General features: G+C 70.2%; 19 protein-coding genes. 8 read left to right on the forward strand and 11 right to left on the reverse strand.

All coding sequences use genetic code 11. The features are described 5' to 3' along the window. Positions 1–26 precede the first annotated feature (26 nt). From treS to RNB18_RS18310, 3 genes are all read right to left on the reverse strand, one after another. Positions 27–1,745, reverse strand: coding sequence for a maltose alpha-D-glucosyltransferase (gene treS / locus RNB18_RS18300; protein WP_311715135.1), 1,719 nt, complete (start codon positions 1,743–1,745; stop codon positions 27–29). After that, a complete protein-coding gene (locus RNB18_RS18305) occupies positions 1,742–3,718 on the reverse strand; it encodes an alpha-1,4-glucan--maltose-1-phosphate maltosyltransferase (protein WP_311715136.1) in 1,977 nt (658 codons plus the stop codon). The genes treS and RNB18_RS18305 overlap by 4 nt, the downstream gene beginning before the upstream one ends. Positions 3,719–3,792: 74 nt before the next feature. Further along, the gene (locus RNB18_RS18310; RefSeq protein WP_311715230.1) at positions 3,793–4,092 is read right to left on the reverse strand and encodes a DUF5133 domain-containing protein; all 300 of its coding nucleotides are present in this window, start codon (positions 4,090–4,092) and stop codon (positions 3,793–3,795) included. 246 nt (positions 4,093–4,338) lie between these two features. On the opposite strand from RNB18_RS18310, the gene RNB18_RS18315 reads away from it, so the two are divergent. Beyond that, positions 4,339–4,833: a pep a2 gene (locus tag RNB18_RS18315; RefSeq protein ID WP_306986170.1), complete on the forward strand. Its 495-nt coding sequence runs from the start codon at positions 4,339–4,341 to the stop codon at positions 4,831–4,833. 44 nt (positions 4,834–4,877) lie between these two features. Beyond that, complete coding sequence (glgX, locus tag RNB18_RS18320) at positions 4,878–6,974, forward strand: glycogen debranching protein GlgX (RefSeq protein ID WP_311715231.1); 2,097 nt, start codon at positions 4,878–4,880, stop codon at positions 6,972–6,974. Positions 6,975–7,065: 91 nt separating this feature from the next. Here glgX and RNB18_RS18325 read toward each other — a convergent pair whose 3' ends face one another. Next, positions 7,066–7,869: a VOC family protein gene (locus tag RNB18_RS18325; protein WP_311715137.1), complete on the reverse strand. Its 804-nt coding sequence runs from the start codon at positions 7,867–7,869 to the stop codon at positions 7,066–7,068. Positions 7,870–8,039: 170 nt separating this feature from the next. On the opposite strand from RNB18_RS18325, the gene RNB18_RS18330 reads away from it, so the two are divergent. Beyond that, on the forward strand, positions 8,040–8,372 hold the full coding sequence (locus tag RNB18_RS18330; protein ID WP_311715138.1) for an ANTAR domain-containing protein: 333 nt from the start codon (positions 8,040–8,042) through the stop codon (positions 8,370–8,372). Between the two features lie 15 nt (positions 8,373–8,387). On the opposite strand, the gene RNB18_RS18335 is transcribed toward RNB18_RS18330, so the two are convergent. Further along, positions 8,388–9,179, reverse strand: coding sequence for an RNA polymerase sigma factor SigF (locus tag RNB18_RS18335; RefSeq protein WP_311715139.1), 792 nt, complete (start codon positions 9,177–9,179; stop codon positions 8,388–8,390). A 238-nt stretch (positions 9,180–9,417) separates the two neighbouring features. Here RNB18_RS18335 and RNB18_RS18340 point away from each other — a divergent pair, with 238 nt between their 5' ends. The 4 genes from RNB18_RS18340 (at position 9,418) to RNB18_RS18355 (ending at position 12,210) form a co-directional block, all read left to right on the forward strand. Beyond that, entirely contained in the window at positions 9,418–9,873 is a 456-nt protein-coding gene (locus RNB18_RS18340) for a MarR family winged helix-turn-helix transcriptional regulator (RefSeq protein ID WP_057612616.1), read from the forward strand. Continuing rightward, complete coding sequence (locus RNB18_RS18345) at positions 9,870–10,691, forward strand: ABC transporter ATP-binding protein (RefSeq protein WP_311715140.1); 822 nt, start codon at positions 9,870–9,872, stop codon at positions 10,689–10,691. The genes RNB18_RS18340 and RNB18_RS18345 overlap by 4 nt, the downstream gene beginning before the upstream one ends. Beyond that, positions 10,651–11,502, forward strand: coding sequence for an ABC transporter permease (locus RNB18_RS18350; RefSeq protein WP_311715141.1), 852 nt, complete (start codon positions 10,651–10,653; stop codon positions 11,500–11,502). The genes RNB18_RS18345 and RNB18_RS18350 overlap by 41 nt, the downstream gene beginning before the upstream one ends. A 192-nt stretch (positions 11,503–11,694) precedes the next feature. Next, positions 11,695–12,210: a hypothetical protein gene (locus RNB18_RS18355; protein ID WP_057612613.1), complete on the forward strand. Its 516-nt coding sequence runs from the start codon at positions 11,695–11,697 to the stop codon at positions 12,208–12,210. A 13-nt stretch (positions 12,211–12,223) separates the two neighbouring features. Here the strand turns inward: RNB18_RS18355 and hemC are convergent, their stop codons facing one another. Genes hemC through RNB18_RS18370 form a run of 3 tightly spaced genes read right to left on the reverse strand, consistent with a single transcriptional unit; the run spans position 12,224 to position 14,183 of the window. Next, positions 12,224–13,159, reverse strand: coding sequence for a hydroxymethylbilane synthase (gene hemC / locus RNB18_RS18360; RefSeq protein WP_311715142.1), 936 nt, complete (start codon positions 13,157–13,159; stop codon positions 12,224–12,226). 41 nt (positions 13,160–13,200) lie between these two features. Next, positions 13,201–13,668: a GNAT family N-acetyltransferase gene (locus tag RNB18_RS18365; RefSeq protein WP_311715143.1), complete on the reverse strand. Its 468-nt coding sequence runs from the start codon at positions 13,666–13,668 to the stop codon at positions 13,201–13,203. Continuing rightward, complete coding sequence (locus RNB18_RS18370; RefSeq protein WP_311715144.1) at positions 13,665–14,183, reverse strand: hypothetical protein; 519 nt, start codon at positions 14,181–14,183, stop codon at positions 13,665–13,667. The genes RNB18_RS18365 and RNB18_RS18370 overlap by 4 nt, the downstream gene beginning before the upstream one ends. A 14-nt stretch (positions 14,184–14,197) precedes the next feature. Between RNB18_RS18370 and RNB18_RS18375 the strand changes: the two genes are divergently transcribed. Next, the gene (locus RNB18_RS18375) at positions 14,198–14,533 is read left to right on the forward strand and encodes a hypothetical protein (protein WP_311715145.1); all 336 of its coding nucleotides are present in this window, start codon (positions 14,198–14,200) and stop codon (positions 14,531–14,533) included. Between the two features lie 26 nt (positions 14,534–14,559). Here RNB18_RS18375 and RNB18_RS18380 read toward each other — a convergent pair whose 3' ends face one another. The 3 genes from RNB18_RS18380 to RNB18_RS18390 all read right to left on the reverse strand — a co-directional run bounded on the left by RNB18_RS18380 (position 14,560) and on the right by RNB18_RS18390 (position 17,574). After that, complete coding sequence (locus RNB18_RS18380) at positions 14,560–15,585, reverse strand: questin oxidase family protein (RefSeq protein ID WP_311715146.1); 1,026 nt, start codon at positions 15,583–15,585, stop codon at positions 14,560–14,562. Positions 15,586–15,685: 100 nt separating this feature from the next. Then, entirely contained in the window at positions 15,686–16,462 is a 777-nt protein-coding gene (locus RNB18_RS18385; RefSeq protein WP_311715147.1) for an NPP1 family protein, read from the reverse strand. 131 nt (positions 16,463–16,593) lie between these two features. After that, complete coding sequence (locus RNB18_RS18390; RefSeq protein ID WP_311715148.1) at positions 16,594–17,574, reverse strand: ATP-dependent DNA ligase; 981 nt, start codon at positions 17,572–17,574, stop codon at positions 16,594–16,596. Positions 17,575–17,599 lie beyond the last annotated feature (25 nt).

Raw genomic sequence — 17,599 nt, forward strand, 5'->3', positions numbered from 1 at the left:
GGTGACGCGTCCTTTCGTCGGCACGCTCAAAGGCGTCGGCCGATGCGGGATGCGACTCGGGAGAGCCGGAACCAGTAGAAGCCGTGCCCGCCGAGGGTGAGCAGATACGGCAGTTCACCGATGGCCGGGAACCGCACCCCGCCGAACAGCTCGACCGGGTGCCGGCCGTCGAACTCACGCAGATCCAGCTCCGTGGGCTGCGCGAACCGGGAGAAGTTGTTCACGCACAGGACGAGGTCGTCCTCGTACTCCCGCAGAAAGGCGAGCACCGCGGGGTTGGAGGACTGCAGTTCGGTGAAGCTGCCGAGACCGAACGCGGGGTTCTGCTTGCGGATCTCGATCATCCGGCGGGTCCAGTGCAGCAGGGAGGACGGCGAGGCCATCGACGCCTCGACGTTGGTGACCTGGTGCCCGTAGACGGGGTCCATGATGATCGGCAGGTTGAGCCGGCCCGGATCGGCCGCGGAGAAGCCCGCGTTGCGGTCGGGGGTCCACTGCATGGGGGTGCGTACGGCGTCGCGGTCGCCGAGCCAGATGTTGTCGCCCATGCCGATCTCGTCGCCGTAGTAGAGGATCGGCGAGCCGGGCAGGGACAGCAGCAGGGCGGTGAAGAGCTCGATCGTGTCACGGTCGTTGTCGAGGAGGGGCGCGAGCCTGCGGCGGATGCCGATGTTGGCGCGCATACGCGGGTCCTTCGCGTATTCGGCCCACATGTAGTCGCGTTCCTCGTCGGTGACCATTTCGAGGGTGAGCTCGTCGTGGTTGCGCAGGAAGATGCCCCACTGGCATTTCGACGGGATGGCCGGGGTCTTGGCGAGGATTTCCGAGATGGGGTAGCGGGATTCGCGGCGGACCGCCATGAAGATGCGGGGCATGACGGGGAAGTGGAACGCCATGTGGCATTCGTCGCCGCCGGCCTCATAGTCGCCGAAGTAGTCGACGACGTCCTCCGGCCACTGGTTCGCCTCGGCCAGCAGCACCGTGTCCGGATACATCGCGTCGATCTCGCGGCGCACCCGCTTCAGGAACTGGTGAGTGGCGGGCAGGTTCTCGCAGTTGGTGCCCTCCGCCGCGTACAGATAGGGGACGGCGTCGAGCCGGAAGCCGTCGATGCCGAGGTCGAGCCAGAAGCAGAGGGCGGCCAGGATCTCCTCCTGGACGGCCGGGTTCTCGTAGTTGAGGTCTGGCTGGTGGGAGAAGAAGCGGTGAAAGTAGTACTGGCCGCGGACCGGGTCGTGACTCCAGTTGGAGGCCTCGGTGTCGACGAAGATGATCCGGGCGTCCTGATACTGCTTGTCGTCGTCGGCCCACATGTAGTAGTCGCCGTAGGGGCCGTCGGGGTTGGCGCGGGACTCCTGGAACCACGGGTGCTGGTCGCTGGTGTGGTTCATGACGAAGTCGATGATCACGCGCATGCCGCGGTGGTGGGCGGCGTCGACGAACTCCACGAAGTCGGCGAGGTCACCGAACTCCGGCAGGACGGCGGTGTAGTCGGAGACGTCGTAGCCGCCGTCCCTGAGCGGTGACTTGAAGAACGGCGGCAGCCACAGGCAGTCGACACCCAGCCACTGCAGGTAGTCGAGTTTGGCGGTCAGGCCCTTGAGGTCGCCGACGCCGTCGCCGTTGCTGTCCTGGAAGGATCGGACGAGGACCTCGTAGAAGACCGCACGCTTGAACCAGTCGGGATCCCGATCCTTCGCCGGGGTGTCCTCGAAGGTGTCGTGGACGGGCTCGTTGACGGTCACGCTGGGGACCCTCCGATCTGCGGCACCGACCTCCGGACCTGGAACACGTGCGCGGGTGCTCGACCGGGCTCCAGACGCACATAGTTGTTGCTGCTCCAGTGGTAGGTCTCACCCGTCAGTTCGTCGTGCACGGACAGGGACTCGTGCCTTTCCAGGCCGAGTTGCGGCATGTCCAACGAGACCGTGGCCTCCTGGGTGTGGTGCGGATCGAGGTTCACGACCACCAGCACCGTGTCGTCACCGGTGCGCTTGCTGTAGGCGATGACCGCGTGGTTGTCGGTGTGGTGGAAGCGGATGTTCCGCAGGCGTTGGAGGGCGGGGTGCCGGCGTCTGATGGTGTTGAGCTGGGTGATCAGGGGGGCGAGGCTGTCGGGGGAGTCCCAGTCGCGGGCCTTGAGCTGGTACTTCTCCGAGTTCAGGTACTCCTCGCTGCCCGTGCGCACGGGGGTGTTCTCGGCGAGTTCGTAGCCGGAGTAGATGCCCCAGGTGGGTGAGAGGGTCGCGGCCAGGATGGCGCGCAGGGCGAACGCGGGCCGGCCGCCGTGCTGGAGGAACTCGTGCAGGATGTCGGGGGTGTTGGCGAAGAAGTTCGGCCGCATGTAGGAGGCCGCCTCACCCGAGAGCTCGCTCAGGTACTCGGTGAGCTCCTCCTTGGTGGTGCGCCAGGTGAAGTAGGTGTAGGACTGCTGGAAACCGATCTGGGCCAGGGTGTGCATCATCGCCGGGCGGGTGAACGCCTCGGCCAGGAAGATCACGTCCGGGTCGGTGGCGTTGATGTCCGCGATCACCCGCTCCCAGAACACCACCGGCTTGGTGTGCGGGTTGTCCACCCGGAAGATCCGCACCCCGTGGTCCATCCAGTGCCGCAGCACCCGCAGCGTCTCCGCGATCAGGCCTTCCAGGTCGGCGTCGAAGGCGATCGGGTAGATGTCCTGGTACTTCTTCGGCGGGTTCTCCGCGTACGCGATGGTGCCGTCCGGACGGTGGTGGAACCACTCCGGGTGCTTGTGCACCCAGGGATGATCCGGCGAGCACTGCAGGGCGAAGTCCAGCGCGACCTCCAGACCCTGCTTGCCGGCCTCCTGCACGAACCAGTCGAAGTCCTCGAGCGTGCCCAGATCCGGGTGGACCGCGTCATGGCCGCCCTCCGGCGAGCCGATCGCCCACGGCACGCCCACATCGTCGGGCCCGGCGGACAGGGTGTTGTTGCGGCCCTTGCGGAAGGTGCTGCCGATCGGATGGATCGGCGGCAGGTAGACCACGTCGAACCCCATCGCCGCGATCGCCGGCAGCCGGCGGGCCGCGGTACGGAACGTGCCGTGCGGCCGCTCAGGGGTGCCCTCCGAGCGGGGAAAGAACTCGTACCACGACCCGAACAGCGCCCGCTCCCGCTCCACCAACAGCGGCAGCGTCTCCGACGCCGTGATCAACTCCCGCAGCGGATGGCGGGCGAGCACCGCGTCCACGTCCGGCGTAAGGGCCCCCGCCAGACGGGTGGCGACCGGCAGCGAATCGTCGGCGAGCGTCTTCGCCGCCGCTACCAGCACCGCGTGCTGCGGGCCCTCCGGGACGCCCGCCGCCGCACGGGTGTGGAGCTCGGCGCCCTCCTCCAGGACCAGACCCGTGTCGAGGCCGGCAGGAACCTTTATGCGGGCGACGCGGCGCCACGTGCCGATCGGGTCGCTCCAGGCCTCGACGCGGTACGTCCAGCGGCCCTCGACGTCCGGAGTGACCTCCGCACCCCAGCGATCGCTGCCGGGGGCCAACTCCCGCATCGGGGTCCAGGGGCCGTGGCGCCCTTCCGGATCGGTCAGGACGACGTTCGCGGCGACCGCGTCATGGCCCTCGCGGAACACCGTCGCGGTGACCTCGAACGTCTCTCCCACGACCGCTTTCGCCGGACGCCTGCCGGACTCGACGGCAGGGCGGACGTCCCGAACCGGGATGCGGCCGATGACCGGGGTGGAACTCATGCTCTCGCCTCCGCCGTGCTCGAGGCCGGGCGCTGACTGCGCCCGGCCGGGGATCGAAGCTGCGCCGGAAGGGGCTACCTCCCCGCGGGGGAACGTTCCGCGGATCTCGGCGGACCACGCCTGGCCACGCCCCCCGTGCAGGGCAGGTCGCTCTGCTCCTGGAGGTAGGCCCCCACGCTGGTGCGCAGATAGCGCTCGGCGGCCTCGGCCGCCTCACGCGCGCAGCGCTTGCCCATCAGCACGCACAGCGTGTAACCCGAGTCCTCGAAGGTGGCCCGGACGGTGCGGTCGGCGGGGGAGGCCAGCATGACGCGCTCCCAGGCGCGATACCGCCGAAGTTGCCGGGCGACTTCGGCTTTGGCCGGTAGCAGCATGGCGCCGTACACCTTTCCGGGCTGGAGCAGATGCGGGACTCGCGAGATCTTCACTCATGGTGCACGGGTAACGACTCAGCGTCTTGTTGGGTCTTCAACCACCTCACCGATCGCTCGTGTTGCACGAATGGCGTAGCACTCCCACTCTGGAGTGACTCTGAAGCGATCAGCACTCACGCTCCGTGTTTCGGGGTCCGGTCCCGCGGGGGCCGGGAGGAGCGGGAGCTTCGCCGGTGAGGAGTGACGATGAAGACCGCAGTGCCCTGCTACTACCACCTCGACGTGGAGGTCAGCCCGGAACGGGTCGGGCAGGTCAGGCGCATCCTGGCCGCCCATCTACGGCTCTGGGACCTCGAGACCCTGGTCGAGCCCGTCTGCGGTGGTGCCGAACTGCTGCTCAAGGCCATCGACGAGCACGCGAGGGACAAGAACACCTCGATCGAGCTGTGGTGGAACGGCCAGCACCTCATCACCGCCGTCGCCGAGAACGACAGCGAGCTGCGCCCGGACCTGGATCTGCGCGCCTGCCTGGAGCGGATCGCCGCGATGAGCGACGGCTGGGGCTGCTGCGCCACCGACACCGGCAGCAAGGTCATCTGGTTCTCGCAGCGGGCCCGCGCCGGCGAGCGCGTCCCGCTCGTGCCGACGGCCCCCGAGCCCACCCTGCGGGAGGTGCTCCAGGTGCCGCGCGAGATGCCGGTCGCGGTCCTGGCCGCCACCACTGCCGACGGCGGGTGCTGAGCGTGCCGTCGTCCAGGAAGAAGCCGTACAAGAACGGGAAGCGGGTGCCGGCCTGGAGCGGGCACCCCTACCCGCTGGGCGCCCAATTCGACGGCGAGGGAACCAACTTCGCGCTGTTCAGCGAGGTGGCCGAGCGCGTCGAACTCGTCCTGGTCGACGAGCGGGGCGCCCACACCGTCGTTGAGCTGACCGAGGTCGACGGCTTCGTGTGGCACGGCTTCCTGCCGGGCGTCGGGCCGGGGCAGCGTTACGGCTATCGGGTGCACGGACCCTGGCAGCCTTCACTCGGCCACCGGTGCGATCCGGCGAAGCTGCTCCTCGACCCGTACGCCAAGGCGGTGGACGGGGAGATGGACAACCACCCCTCGCTCCACACCCCCGAGGCCGACAGCGCCGGGCACACCATGCTCGGCGTGGTCACCGACCCGGCCTTCGACTGGGGCGACGACCAGCCGCCCAGACGCTTCTACGCCGACAGCGTGATCTACGAGGCCCACGTCCGCGGACTCACCCGCACCCACCCCGACGTCCCGCCGGAACTGCGCGGCACATACGCCGGTCTCGCACACCCGGCGGTGATCGACCATCTGACCTCGCTCGGTGTGACCGCCGTCGAGCTGATGCCGGTGCACCAGTTCGTGCAGGACGGGGTGCTCCAGGACCGCGGCCTCGCCAACTACTGGGGCTACAACACGATCGGCTTCTTCGCGCCCCACAACGCCTACGCCGCCCACGGCACCCGCGGCCAGCAGGTCACCGAGTTCAAGGCGATGGTGAAGGCGCTGCACGCAGCCGGCCTCGAAGTCATCCTCGACGTCGTCTACAACCACACGGCCGAGGGCAACGAGAAGGGCCCCACGCTCTCTTTCCGCGGCATCGACAACGCCTCGTACTACCGGCTGGTCGACGGTGACTGGGGGCACTACTACGACACCACCGGCACCGGGAACAGCCTGCTGATGCGGCACCCCTACGTGCTCCAGCTGATCATGGACTCGCTGCGGTACTGGGTGACCGAGATGCACGTCGACGGCTTCCGCTTCGACCTCGCTGCCACGCTGGCCCGGCAGTTCCACGAGGTGGACCGGCTGTCGGCGTTCTTCGACCTCATCCAGCAGGACCCGGTGATCAGCCGCGTCAAGCTGATCGCCGAGCCGTGGGACGTGGGGGAGGGCGGTTACCAGGTCGGCAACTTCCCGCCGCTGTGGTCGGAGTGGAACGGCAAGTACCGGGACGCCGTACGGGACTTCTGGCGGGGCGAGCCGCACACGCTCGGCGAGTTCGCCTCCCGGCTGACCGGCTCCTCCGACCTGTACCAGCACAGCCGGCGGCGCCCGCGAGCCAGCGTCAACTTCGTGACCGCGCACGACGGTTTCACCCTGCGCGACCTCGTCTCCTACAACGACAAACACAACGAGGCCAACGGGGAGGACGGTCAGGACGGCGAGGGCGACAACCGGTCATGGAACTGCGGGGCCGAGGGCGAGACCGACGACGCCGCCGTACTGGAGCTGCGGGCCCGCCAGCAGCGGAACTTCCTTGCCACCCTCCTGCTCTCGCAGGGCATTCCGATGCTCTGTCACGGCGACGAACTCGGCCGCACCCAGCTGGGCAACAACAACGCCTACTGCCAGGACAACGAAGTCTCCTGGGTCGACTGGGAGTTGAGCGAGGAGCAGCGCGAACTCGCGGGGTTCACGCGGCGCGTGATCGGCCTGCGCGCGGCCCATCCCGTCCTGCGCAGACGCCGGTTCTTCCGGGGCGAGACCGTCACGCACGCCGGGCAGCCGCTGCCCGACCTGGTCTGGCTGCTGCCGGACGCCCGCGAGATGGCCGAGGCGGACTGGCAGCGCTCCGACGCGCACGCGGTCGGGGTCTTCCTGAACGGCGACGCCATCGCGGAACCGGATCCGCGCGGACGCCCGGTGGTCGACGACTCGTTCCTGCTGCTGCTGAACGGCCACTGGGAGCCCGTCGACTTCCGGCTGCCGGGCCCCGCGTACGGCGAACGCTGGACGACCCTGCTCGACACGGCGGAGCCCCAGGGCGCCGACGAAGCAGAGCACAAGGCCGGCTCCGAGATGACGATCGAGGCGCGCAGCCTGGTGCTGCTGTCGAGGCCGTCCCGCGCGGGCGCCTGAAAGGCGGAGCCGGGGACCTCCGAGGCGCCCGCGGCGACCAGGTGCCCGATGCCGCCGCCCTCGTTGGCGATGGCGTTCTCGGCGCCCGCCCTCAGCGCTCGCGGCGCGAGGTCACCGTGAACTGGGCGCCGTCGGGGTCGCGCAGGACGGCCTCGTCGCCGGTGTGCGAGAGCACGCTGCCGCCGTGGACCTCCGCCGCCTTGGCGCAGGCCGCCACGTCCGCGACCGCGAAGTGGACCTGCCAGTGCGGCCGGATGGCGGGATCGGGGGCCGAGCCCAGCGCCCCCGACTCGATGCGCGCCACCACGTCGCCCCTGCTGCGCAGCACCACCTCGCCGCCCTCGTAGCGGACCTCGCAGCCGCCGGGACGCTCCGTCGCCCAGTCGAGGACCTCGCCGTAGAAGATCGCGGCGTCGAACGCGTCGCGGGTGTGCAGCCGTACGAACGCCGGCTGGGCGCGGCGCCACACCTCCCAGTTGGCGATGAGATCGCCCTCCCAGACGCCGAAGGCCGCGCCGTCGCGGTCCGAGAGCAGGGCCGCCCGTCCGGGCGGGAAGGACAGCGGGCCGACGGCCAGGGTGCCACCGCGTTCCTGTACGCGGGCCACTGCCTCGTCCGCGCTGGGCACCGCGAAGTACGCGGTCCAGGCCACCGCCATCTGCCACATCGACGCCACCGCCGCGATCCCGGCGACCGGCGTGCCGTCCACCAGCGCGACCCGGAAGCGCTCGCCGAGCTTCAGGGGCTTCCACTCCCACCCGAGCACGGCCCCGTAGAACTCCTCCGTGGTCTGCTGGTCGCGGCTGGTCAGGCTGACCCAGCAGGGGGCGCCGAACACATGGTGGGTGGAGACGACATCCGCGGTCGCGGTGGGATGCCTCGGATCGTGGTTCATGGCAGTCGCGTCCTGCTCTCGTCGGCCGGCGGCCACCGGGCGGTCTTCGACCAGTGTCCGTCCGGAACCGCCTCGGGCGCCTGCCGAGTACCCCGGAGGTGGCGCCGAAACGGTGGCCCGAACGCCTGCCGCCCGGTGGCGCGGGCCTGTCCGGGTGACACGATGGATGTGTGCCAGTCGTACCGAACGAACCCGCCGACGAGTCGGACCGGATCTTCGCCCTGCAGGAGGAGATCGGCCAGCTCAAGGAAGCGATGGTCTCCCACGCGGTCGTGGACCAGGCCATCGGCATGGTCGTCGCGCTCGGCAGGGTCACCCCGGACCAGGGCTGGGAAGTGCTGAAGGACGTCTCCCAGCACACGAACATCAAGCTGCGCAACGTCGCGGACCTGATCCTCATCTGGGGACGGTCCGGAGAGATCCCGCCGGAGATCCAGGCCGAGCTGGAGGACGCCCTCGACCGTTACGGCCCGACGCAGATTCCGGGGGCGCCACCCGAGTGACGGTGTCCTTCGGGTTCAGTCGGCGTCGGCCAGGACCTCCTCGCGCAGGTGCGCGAAGCACGTGCTGAGCAGCCGGGAGACATGCATCTGCGAGATGCCGAGTTCCTCTGCGATGCCGCTCTGTGTCATGCCCTGGAAGAAGCGCAGGTACAGGATGGTCCGCTCGCGCTCCGGCAGGGCCTCCAGGCAGGGCCTGACGGCCACCCGGTCGATCACCACGTCGAAGCCGGGGTCGGGGCCGCCGAGCGCGTCGCCCAGGGCGTAGCCGTCGGTACCGGGCATCTCCGCCTCCAGCGACAGCGCCGAGAAGCACTCCAGCGCCTCCGCACCGGTGCGTACCTCGTCCTCGGTCAACTGCGCCCGCTCGGCGATCTCGGCCACAGTGGGAGCCCGCCCGGGCGCCTGTGCGAGCTCCTTCGAGGCCTGCCGGACCCGGTTGCGCAGGTCCTGCACCCGGCGCGGCACATGCAGCGTCCACATGTGGTCGCGGAAGTGCCGCTTGATCTCACCGGTCACGGTCGGCACCGCGTACGCCTCGAAGGCGCTCCCGCGTGCCGGGTCGTAATGGTCGACCGCCTTGACGAGCCCGAGGGCGGCCACCTGGTAGAGGTCCTCGAGGGACTCCCCGCGGCCCCGGAACCGGACGGCGATCCGCTCGGCCATGGGCAGCCAGAGCTCGACCAGCTCGTCCCGCAGAGCCTTGCGTTCCGGACCGTCGGGCAGTCCCGCCAGGCGCACGAACGCCTTGTCGGTGTCGGGGGCGTCGTCGTGCGGATGAGGTTGTCTTCTGGTGGCGACGGACGACATGCCGCGCACCTCCCTGTGGTGCTGGATGGACAGACACCGTGGGAGGCGCGCAAGCGGACGTGAGGAAGACATCCGGGGCCCTATGGGCGGGCTCCCACGGAGACGTGCCTCCTGTCCGAAGCACTTATGTGCGGATTCCCGTTTTCGGATGAAATGAAACAAAGGAAACGAATCACAGGATATGTGTTTGACCGGCTCTTGGGCGAGTTACCTCTGTTACAGAGGTAACCTCGGCGATGTGGACGAGGAGACCTTCCCGGAAGAGCTGGCCGACGCACTCGTCGGCGTCCAGCGGCTGCTCAGGCGCAGGCTGCGCGCCGGACTGACGGTGCCGAGGCTGCGCGGCGCCGAGGTCGAACTGCTGCGCCTGGTCGAGTCACGGCCCGGCATCGGCGTCTCCGACGCCGCCAAGGAGCTGTACCTGGCCGGGAACTCCGTCTCGACCCTGGTCAACCAGCTGGTCAAGGAGGGACACCTGGTCCGTGAGACCGACCCCGCCGACCGGCGTGCCGCCCGTCTGCTGCTCACCGAGAAGGCCGAGGCGCGCCTCGGGGACTGGAAGCAGCGGCGGGTCGCGCTCGTGAGCCGGCACATCACCCGGCTGGACGCGGCCGATCAGGAGGCCCTGCGTGCCGCGCTCCCCGCGCTGCGCGCGCTCGCCGTCACTCTGCACGAGGAGGCCGAGGAGACATGACACCCGACGCTGTTTCCTGTACGGGGCTCACCTACGCCTTCGGTGACACGAAGGCCGTGGACGGGCTGGACCTGACCGTGGCGGAGGGTGAGGTCTTCGGACTGCTCGGCCCCAACGGCGCCGGCAAGACCACCGCCATCCGCTGCATCACCACCCTGCTCCCCGTCCCGGCCGGCATGATCCACGTCTTCGGCCGCGACACCGCCACCGACGCGATGGCCGTACGCCGGCTGCTCGGCTACGTCCCGCAGCAGCTGTCCGCCGACGCGAACCTGAGCGGCCGGGAGAACGTCACCCTGTTCGCCCGGGTCTTCGACGTCGCCCGCAAGGAACGCGCCGACCGCGTCGCCCAGGCCCTGGCCGCGGTCGACCTCACCGAAGCCGCCGACCGGCTCGCCGGCACCTACTCCGGCGGCATGGTCCGCCGACTGGAGCTCGCCCAGGCCCTGGTCAGCGCGCCCCGGCTGCTGATCCTCGACGAGCCGACCATCGGCCTCGACCCGATCGCCCGCACCGGCGTGTGGGAGCACATCAACGCCGTGCGTGAGGCGACCGGCATGACGGTCCTCGTGACCACCCACTACATGGACGAGGCCGACCAGTACTGCGACCGGGTCGGTCTCATGCACCGCGGCCGCATCCGCGCCCTCGGCACCCCGGTCGAACTCCGGCGGGGCCTTGCCGAGAGCCGGGGCACCGACACCCTGCCGACTCTGGAGGACGTCTTCCGTGACGTCGCCGGCAGCGGACTCGAAGACGAAGGAGGGGATTTCCGCGATGTCCGAAGCACCCGCCGCACCGCCAACCGTGTCGGCTGACCCGAGCTCCATCAGTCTGCTGCTTCGCCCGCCGGAGCCCCGCGCGGGCTGGCGAGTGCTGCCCGCCCGGGTCGTGGCGATGTGCGCCGTGGAACTGCAGAAGCTCAGCCACGACCGCACCGAGCTCTACACCCGCGCGGTCCAGCCCGCCCTGTGGCTGCTGATCTTCGGCCAGACCTTCACCCGCATCAAGGCGATCCCCACTCAGGGCATCCCCTACATCGACTATCTGGCGCCCGGCATCATCGCCCAGTCGGCGATGTTCATCGCGATCTTCTACGGCATCCAGATCATCTGGGAGCGGGACGCGGGCATCCTCAACAAGCTCCTGGTCACGCCCACCCCGCGCTCGGCACTCACCACCGGGAAGGCCTTCGCGGCCGGCGTGAAGTCGCTGATCCAGGCCGTCGTCGTCATCGTCATCGCCGCCCTCCTCGGGGTGTCCCTGACCTGGAACCCGCTCAAGCTCCTCGGCGTCGGGGCGATCGTGGTCCTCGGCTCGGCGTTCTTCTCCTGCCTGTCGATGACCATCGCCGGCATCGTGCTCAGCAGGGACCGCCTGATGGGCATCGGGCAGGCCATCACCATGCCGCTCTTCTTCGGCTCCAACGCCCTGTACCCGCTGTCCGTCATGCCGGGCTGGCTCCAGGCCGTGAGCAAGGTGAACCCGCTCAGCTACGAAGTCGACGCCCTGCGCGGCCTCCTCCTGGGCACCCACGCCCATCTGGCGCTCGACTTCGGGGTGCTGGCCGTGGCCGCCGCGCTCGGCATCGCCGCGGCCTCCTCGCTCCTCGGCCGGCTGGCCCGTTGATCATGCGCGCGGAACGTGATGTGCGGCACGCCCGTGAAAGGGTTTTTCCGGCCGCTCGGCGGATTCTTCCTGCGCACGGCTTGATCAGCGATCAAAGGGGGTGAATTCCCTGGCCACAGCGCATTCTGCTCATTTGACAGTGCATTGAGCACACAGATAGGAAGCAGCTCTCTGAGGTCGAAGAGGTGCACTGTGTACGAGCCGAACGTGGTCGGGGACTGGCAGGAGTACGACGAGCATGCCGGTCTGCGTGTCCGCGTCCACCGTCTGGAGGCGGCCGAGCCGCCGCGTGGACGCGACGACGCCGCCGAAGGGCTCACGTACTTCAGCGTCCGGGTGACCGTCGAGAACCGCGGCGACCTGCATCCGACCGTCCATCTCGAGGACGGTCAGATCGACGTGCGGATCGGCCCCGACGGCGAGAGCGCCTTCATCGACTGGCGCAACTCGCAGTTCATCGAGGGCTTCGACGTCTACCCGCTGCGCCGCGCCACGGCCGTGCTGTTCGCGGCGGGACCGGAGACGAGCCTCGGCCAGATCGACGTGCAGATCCAGCTGCGGGTCGACGACGAGTGGGCCGACCGCCGGCTGTGGGCGGGCGGCATCGGACTCGACGAGGGAGCCACGCACGCGGGCGTGGGCCGCGAGGGCCTGGCCTGCCAGGTGAGCAACTTCCTGCGGGACCAGGCCGAAGAGGGCACCGCCTGATCCGCCCTTTGGCTCAGTGGGGAATGCCGTCGATGATCTCGCGGGCGCCCTGACGCAGCAGCGCCACGGCGACCGAGGTGCCCAGCGTGGCCGGATCCAGCCGGCCAGCCCACTCGTGGGCGTTCAGCCGTGTCTTGCCGTCCGGGGTGAACACACAGGCGCGCAGGGAAAGTTCGTCGCTGTGGTCCACCCGCGCGTACCCCGCGATCGGGCTGTTGCAGTGGCCCTGCAGGACGTGCAGGAACATCCGCTCGGCGGTGGCCTCCCGGAACGTGTCCGGATCACCCAGCGCGCTCACCGTGTCGATCAGCTTGGTGTCGCCCTCCCGGCACTGGAGCGCGAGGATGCCCGCGCCGATCGGCGGCATCATCGTCTCGGGGGAGAGGATCTCGCTGATCACGTCCTCGCGGCCGATGCGTTCCAGGCCGGAGACCGCGAGCAGCAGCGCGTCCGCCTCGCCGGCCGCCAGCTTGGCCAGCCGACGGTTGGCGTTGCCGCGGAACGGCACACACTCCAGGTGCGGGTGGGTGGCGGCCAGCTGCGCCACGCGGCGCACCGAGGAGGTGCCGATCCGGGTCCCCTCCGGAAGCTCGTCCAGAGTGAGGCCGCCCGGGTGGATCAGGGCGTCGCGGATGTCGTCCCGCTTGAGGAAGGCCGCGAACGTGGTGCCCGCCGGGAGCGGCCGGTCGGCGGGCACGTCCTTCACGCAGTGCACCGCGAGATCGGCCTCACCGGCCAGCAGTGCGGCGTCGACCTCCTTGGTGAACGCGCCCTTGCCCTCGACCTTGGACAGGTCGCCCATCCACTTGTCACCGGTCGTCTTCACCGGTACGACCTCGGTGCGCACACCGGGGTACAGGGCCGTCAACTCGCTTCTGACACGCTCCACCTGAGCCAGCGCCATCGGCGAGTCACGGGAGACGATGCGGATCAGTTCCGGGAGGGACATGCGGGACACGATAGACCCTGCGGAGGCTCGATGTTTGATGCTCAGGGAGCAACGGGTAGGGAGTAGCGCACCTTTTGCCTGGCGCGGGCGCCGATCCGGTCGTAGAAGCGGATCGCCCCGTCGTTCCAGACCGGCGTCTGCCACTGCACCTCGTCGAGCCCCAGCGCGCGGGCCTCGGCGGCCACGGCGTCCATGAGCAGGACGCCGAGTCCGAGACCGCGGTGCCCGGGCAAGAGGAACAGGCAGTCCATGTGCAGGTACTCGCGGCCCTCCCAGGTGGAGAGTTCGGGCGAGCAGGTGGCGTAACCGACGAGTTCGCCGTCCGGAAGTTCGGCCACCAGGCAGCGCAGGCGGGGCGCGGGGGTGTCGAAGAGGAGCGCGGCCAGCCGGTCGGGCAGGTCGTGCCGGAGTGGAGCCGCCTTCTCGTACTGCGCGTGCCGGGCGGCGAGTTCGGCGACCGCGGGGAGGTCGGCGCGCCCGGCGTGCCGTACGTGGGGGGCCTCGCTCATCGGACGTCGCCCGCGATCGTGTCCGCGCCCCAGGCGGTGAGACGTTCGGCGAGCGACCCTGTGCCGTCCAGGACGTGCCGGGAGTACGCGTCCCGCTCGTGCCCGAGTACGGCGGCCTCCCACACGCAGGGCGCGAGGCCCGCCCGGCCGGGCCGCAGCGCGTCGGGCTTGCCCACCGGGCCGGCGAAGATCGCCAGATCCGCCATGTCGCCCTCGATCCAGCTGTGGACCAGGACGTAGTCGCCGTCGCCGCCGGCGTGCACGATCAGAACGGCCAGCCCCAGGGAACCCCGCAGCGACCCGAGTCCGAGGTGCCGCTCGGCGATCCGCAGCCCGGCCTCGGCGTCCTGATCGGAGACGGTGCGGCCGGGTGCCTCCAGCGCGTACACCTTCACCAGGTGACCGGCGGCCTCCCTGGTGCCCAACGGCCGTGCGGGGCGGGTGTGGTGGGACTCGGCGAGGACGAGCAGGGCCTCGGTGTCGACGGCGGCGGGCAGTTCCCCGTGAAGATCCATCCGGCCATCATCGGATGCCGGGCTCGGCGGCGTCCACCGTCGCCCGCGAGATGACCGGCTCCGGCCAGGACAGCACCACCAGCGCCACCGCCGTCAGCAGCCCGCCCGTCGGGAACGTGCCCGCGGATCCCGGTCAAGGGCAGCAGCGCGCCGCCGAGCAGGGCGCCGACGGCCCTGGCTTGTGCGTGGGGGCTGAGGTCGGCGGGCCGGGCCTGGTCGGGTGGTGGCGCGGGCCCAGGGACGCGGGCGGGGGCTGCCTGCACGGGAACGCTGTCCGCGGTGATGCCAACGCCCGCCGATCGCACGGAATCACCGCGTGCCGGAGCGTGGTCGGAGACCCCCACGTGTGACGTCGGCACGATCCGCCGGGCGGGGCTCACACGAGCGGCTCGCTGAGTTCGACCGAGCGCAGGGCGGCCGCGAGGGCCTGTTCGTCGCCGATGTCCAGGGCGGTGTCGGTGAGCTTGATGACGTGCTCGTCTCCGTGGGCGAGGGCTCGTTCCACGACCTCCTCGGGCGCCAGGTGCGCGGGAGGGACGTAGGCGACCGGTGTCACGGGCGCGTACATCGCCGTCACCGCCGCAGACGCCGTCCAGGCCGCGTGCAGGCTGGGTATCCACTGGTCGCGGGGAAGGGAATCCAGGGTCCGCAGCACGGCGTTGGGGGCCGTGGCCGCGTGGACGAGCATCGTCGGCTCGCCGTGACCGTGGGTGGCGTAGCGGTGGGTCGCGGCACGGACGAGTTCGGTGAGCCGCTCCTTCGCGGTGTCCGGGTCGGTCACCTCCTGCGCCCACACGGGCAGTCGGCGTACGGCGGCCAGACGGTTCCGGAACCCCACATGCCCCGACTCGATCGCGGGTACGGCGTCCAGGGCGTCCATGGCGGTCGCCGCACCCGGCAGTGTCACGAGACCCGTCATGGGCTGGTGCCGTGCCGCCCAGTAGCCCAGCGCGTGCGCGAGTTCGGTGAGCCGCGGACCGTTCTCCTCGGCCGCCACCGCCCGGACGGCGTGGCCGACCCGGATGACCGTGTGCGTGGCACCGCCGTACAGGCCCGGCAGCAGGCGCGGCCACCACTCGGCGAGCACGTCCCCCCAGGGGCGCTCGGCGAGCGTGCGGGAGAAATGATCGGTCCAGTCCGCGATCCGGCGCGGATCACCCAACGCGGAGGGCCAGTTGGCGTCCGTGACGGGGGCGGTGCGGTCGGGGAAGTCCTCCAGCTTGTCCCGGTAGAGGTCCAGCCACCGGTGCACCGAGCCGGCCTGGCCGTGCGCGGCGAGTGCCTCGACGACCATGGGGGCGTGGTTGCTCAGCCAGCCGTCTCGCTCCGGACCGGACGCGTGGACGCGGTCCAGGGCCTCCTCGAGGTGTCCGCTCGTATCGCTCGTATCGCTCGTGTCCATGAACGGGACGCTATGCCGGGTGCGGGCCGGCGGGGATCGGGCGTGGGACGGAACCCGCGGGTGCGGGGGACCTAGGTCCCGCGCCCGATCATGTCACCGGTCAGGCGTTGGGGTCGAAGGAGATCCCCGACGGCTTCGCCAATGACAGGTGGGCCGCGAAGTTGGCGTCCTTGAGCCCGAAGTTGGCGCTGCCGAAGTCGTACGCGCTCAGCTTGTCGCGCAGCCCCGACGGGTAGCCGTTCCAGCCGACCAGCGGCGGGTACTGCCAGGTGCCCTTGGCGTTCTCCGGCGGCTCGTCACCTGAGTTGGCCAGCCGGAAGCAGTGCGTGCTGACGCCGTCCTTGTGGTAGACGATCTTCGCGTGCGTGCCGTCGAAGCGGACTGCGGAGGCCGCGCTCACCGTGAACGAACCGTGGTTGGACGTCGACACGTACTGGATCGAGCCGTTCTGCACCCAGATCACGACGTGCTCCCAGTCGTTCCGGTGCCCGCCGATGCTGCTGTTCGCTATCGCCTGGTCCTTCTCGAAGTACAGGCCGTACATGTAGGCGCACCAGCCGTTGTTGCACTTGTAGCGCGAGTACGTGTTGGTGTTGTCGAGGTCCGAGGCGTCATGGCACTCGCCGCTGAGCGAACCCGTCGGATTCAGACCGCCGTTGATCGTGCCGTCGGGGCCGATGGCGGGCGTCGAGTAGCAACCGTCCGTGTCGTAGTCGAAGGCCGGCTGGTAGGTGTACTCGGCGCTCTCGGCGTTGGCGGGCAGCGCCTTGGGCGGGGCGGCGAACGCGGCGGAGGGAAAGGCGACGACGAGCGCGGCGGCGCCGGCCAGGCCGGTGAACCATCTCGTGCGGTGCTTCTTGAACGACGGTGACGCCACTGCGTCCTCCTCGTGGTCCGGGCGCAGCCCAACGGCTCTGGGTTACTGGGGAGTTCAGCTTCCCCGCTTTTCATGTCCGCGCCAAGAGGTCGAAGGCGTCACTCCGGTTACGGCCGGCCCAATAGTTCGGATCACGCAGGTGCGTCGGGGAGGTCGGCCGAGGACTCCTCCGGCGCGAGGTCCGGCCGCAGCCGCAGCCAGGACGGCTGACGCAGCAACCCCGCCCGGGTACGGGTGCTGTAGCGGACCTCACCGACCAGCCGAGGCAGCACCCAGCGCGCACCCGGGACCCGCGGCACGGGATCGAAGGGGCACACGTCCGTCGCCGCGGTGGCCAACAGCGAGGCGAGCTCTGTCCGTTCCGCCTCGCTCCAGCCGGTGCCCACATTGCCGACGTAGCGCAGCCGCCCGCCGCCCCGCTGTCCGACCAGCACCGCGCCCGGCAGACCCGTGAGCCTGCCTTTGCCGGGCAGCCAGCCGCCCACGACGACGTCCTCGCTGCGCATGTTGCGGATCTTGATCCAGGCGCGGGAGCGCACCCCGGGTTCGTACACCGAGTCGAGCCGCTTGCAGACCAGGCCTTCCAGGCCGTGCTCACGGGTGGCGCGCAGGGCCTGTTCGCCATGACCGACGAGGGCGGCGGGTGTCGACCAGTGCGGGCCGGCGAGCTCCAGTTCGTCCAGTCGGGCGCGCCGCTGTGCGTAGGGGAGGGCGAGGAGCGGGCGCCGCCCCAGGTGCATCAGGTCGAACAGCACGAGATGCACGGGCGCTTCGGCCGCCCGGCGCGCGGCTCGGCCGGGGGAGTGGGCCAACTGCATGCGCGGTTGCAGCAGCTGGAAGTCCGCGCGGCCCTGTTCGTCCAGCGCCAGGATCTCCCCGTCGAGCACGGCGGGTGTGGCGCCGAGCGCACCGCCCAGCGGCCGCAGTTCGGGATAGGCGCCGGTGATCTCCTCTCCGGACCGGGCGCGCAGCACCATGTCGCCGTTCCCGGCGAGGTAGACCACCACTCGCTGGCCGTCCTGCTTGGTCTCGTAGGCCCAGCGCGCGTCCTGTGAGGCTGGTGGCAGGGCGCCGGGGGTGGCGAGCATGGGTGGGATCAACGGGAGGGTCACGGGTGAGTTGTCGACGCGAGCGCCG

This window comes from Streptomyces doebereineriae (assembly GCF_031845645.1).
Lineage (GTDB): Bacteria > Actinomycetota > Actinomycetes > Streptomycetales > Streptomycetaceae > Streptomyces > Streptomyces canus.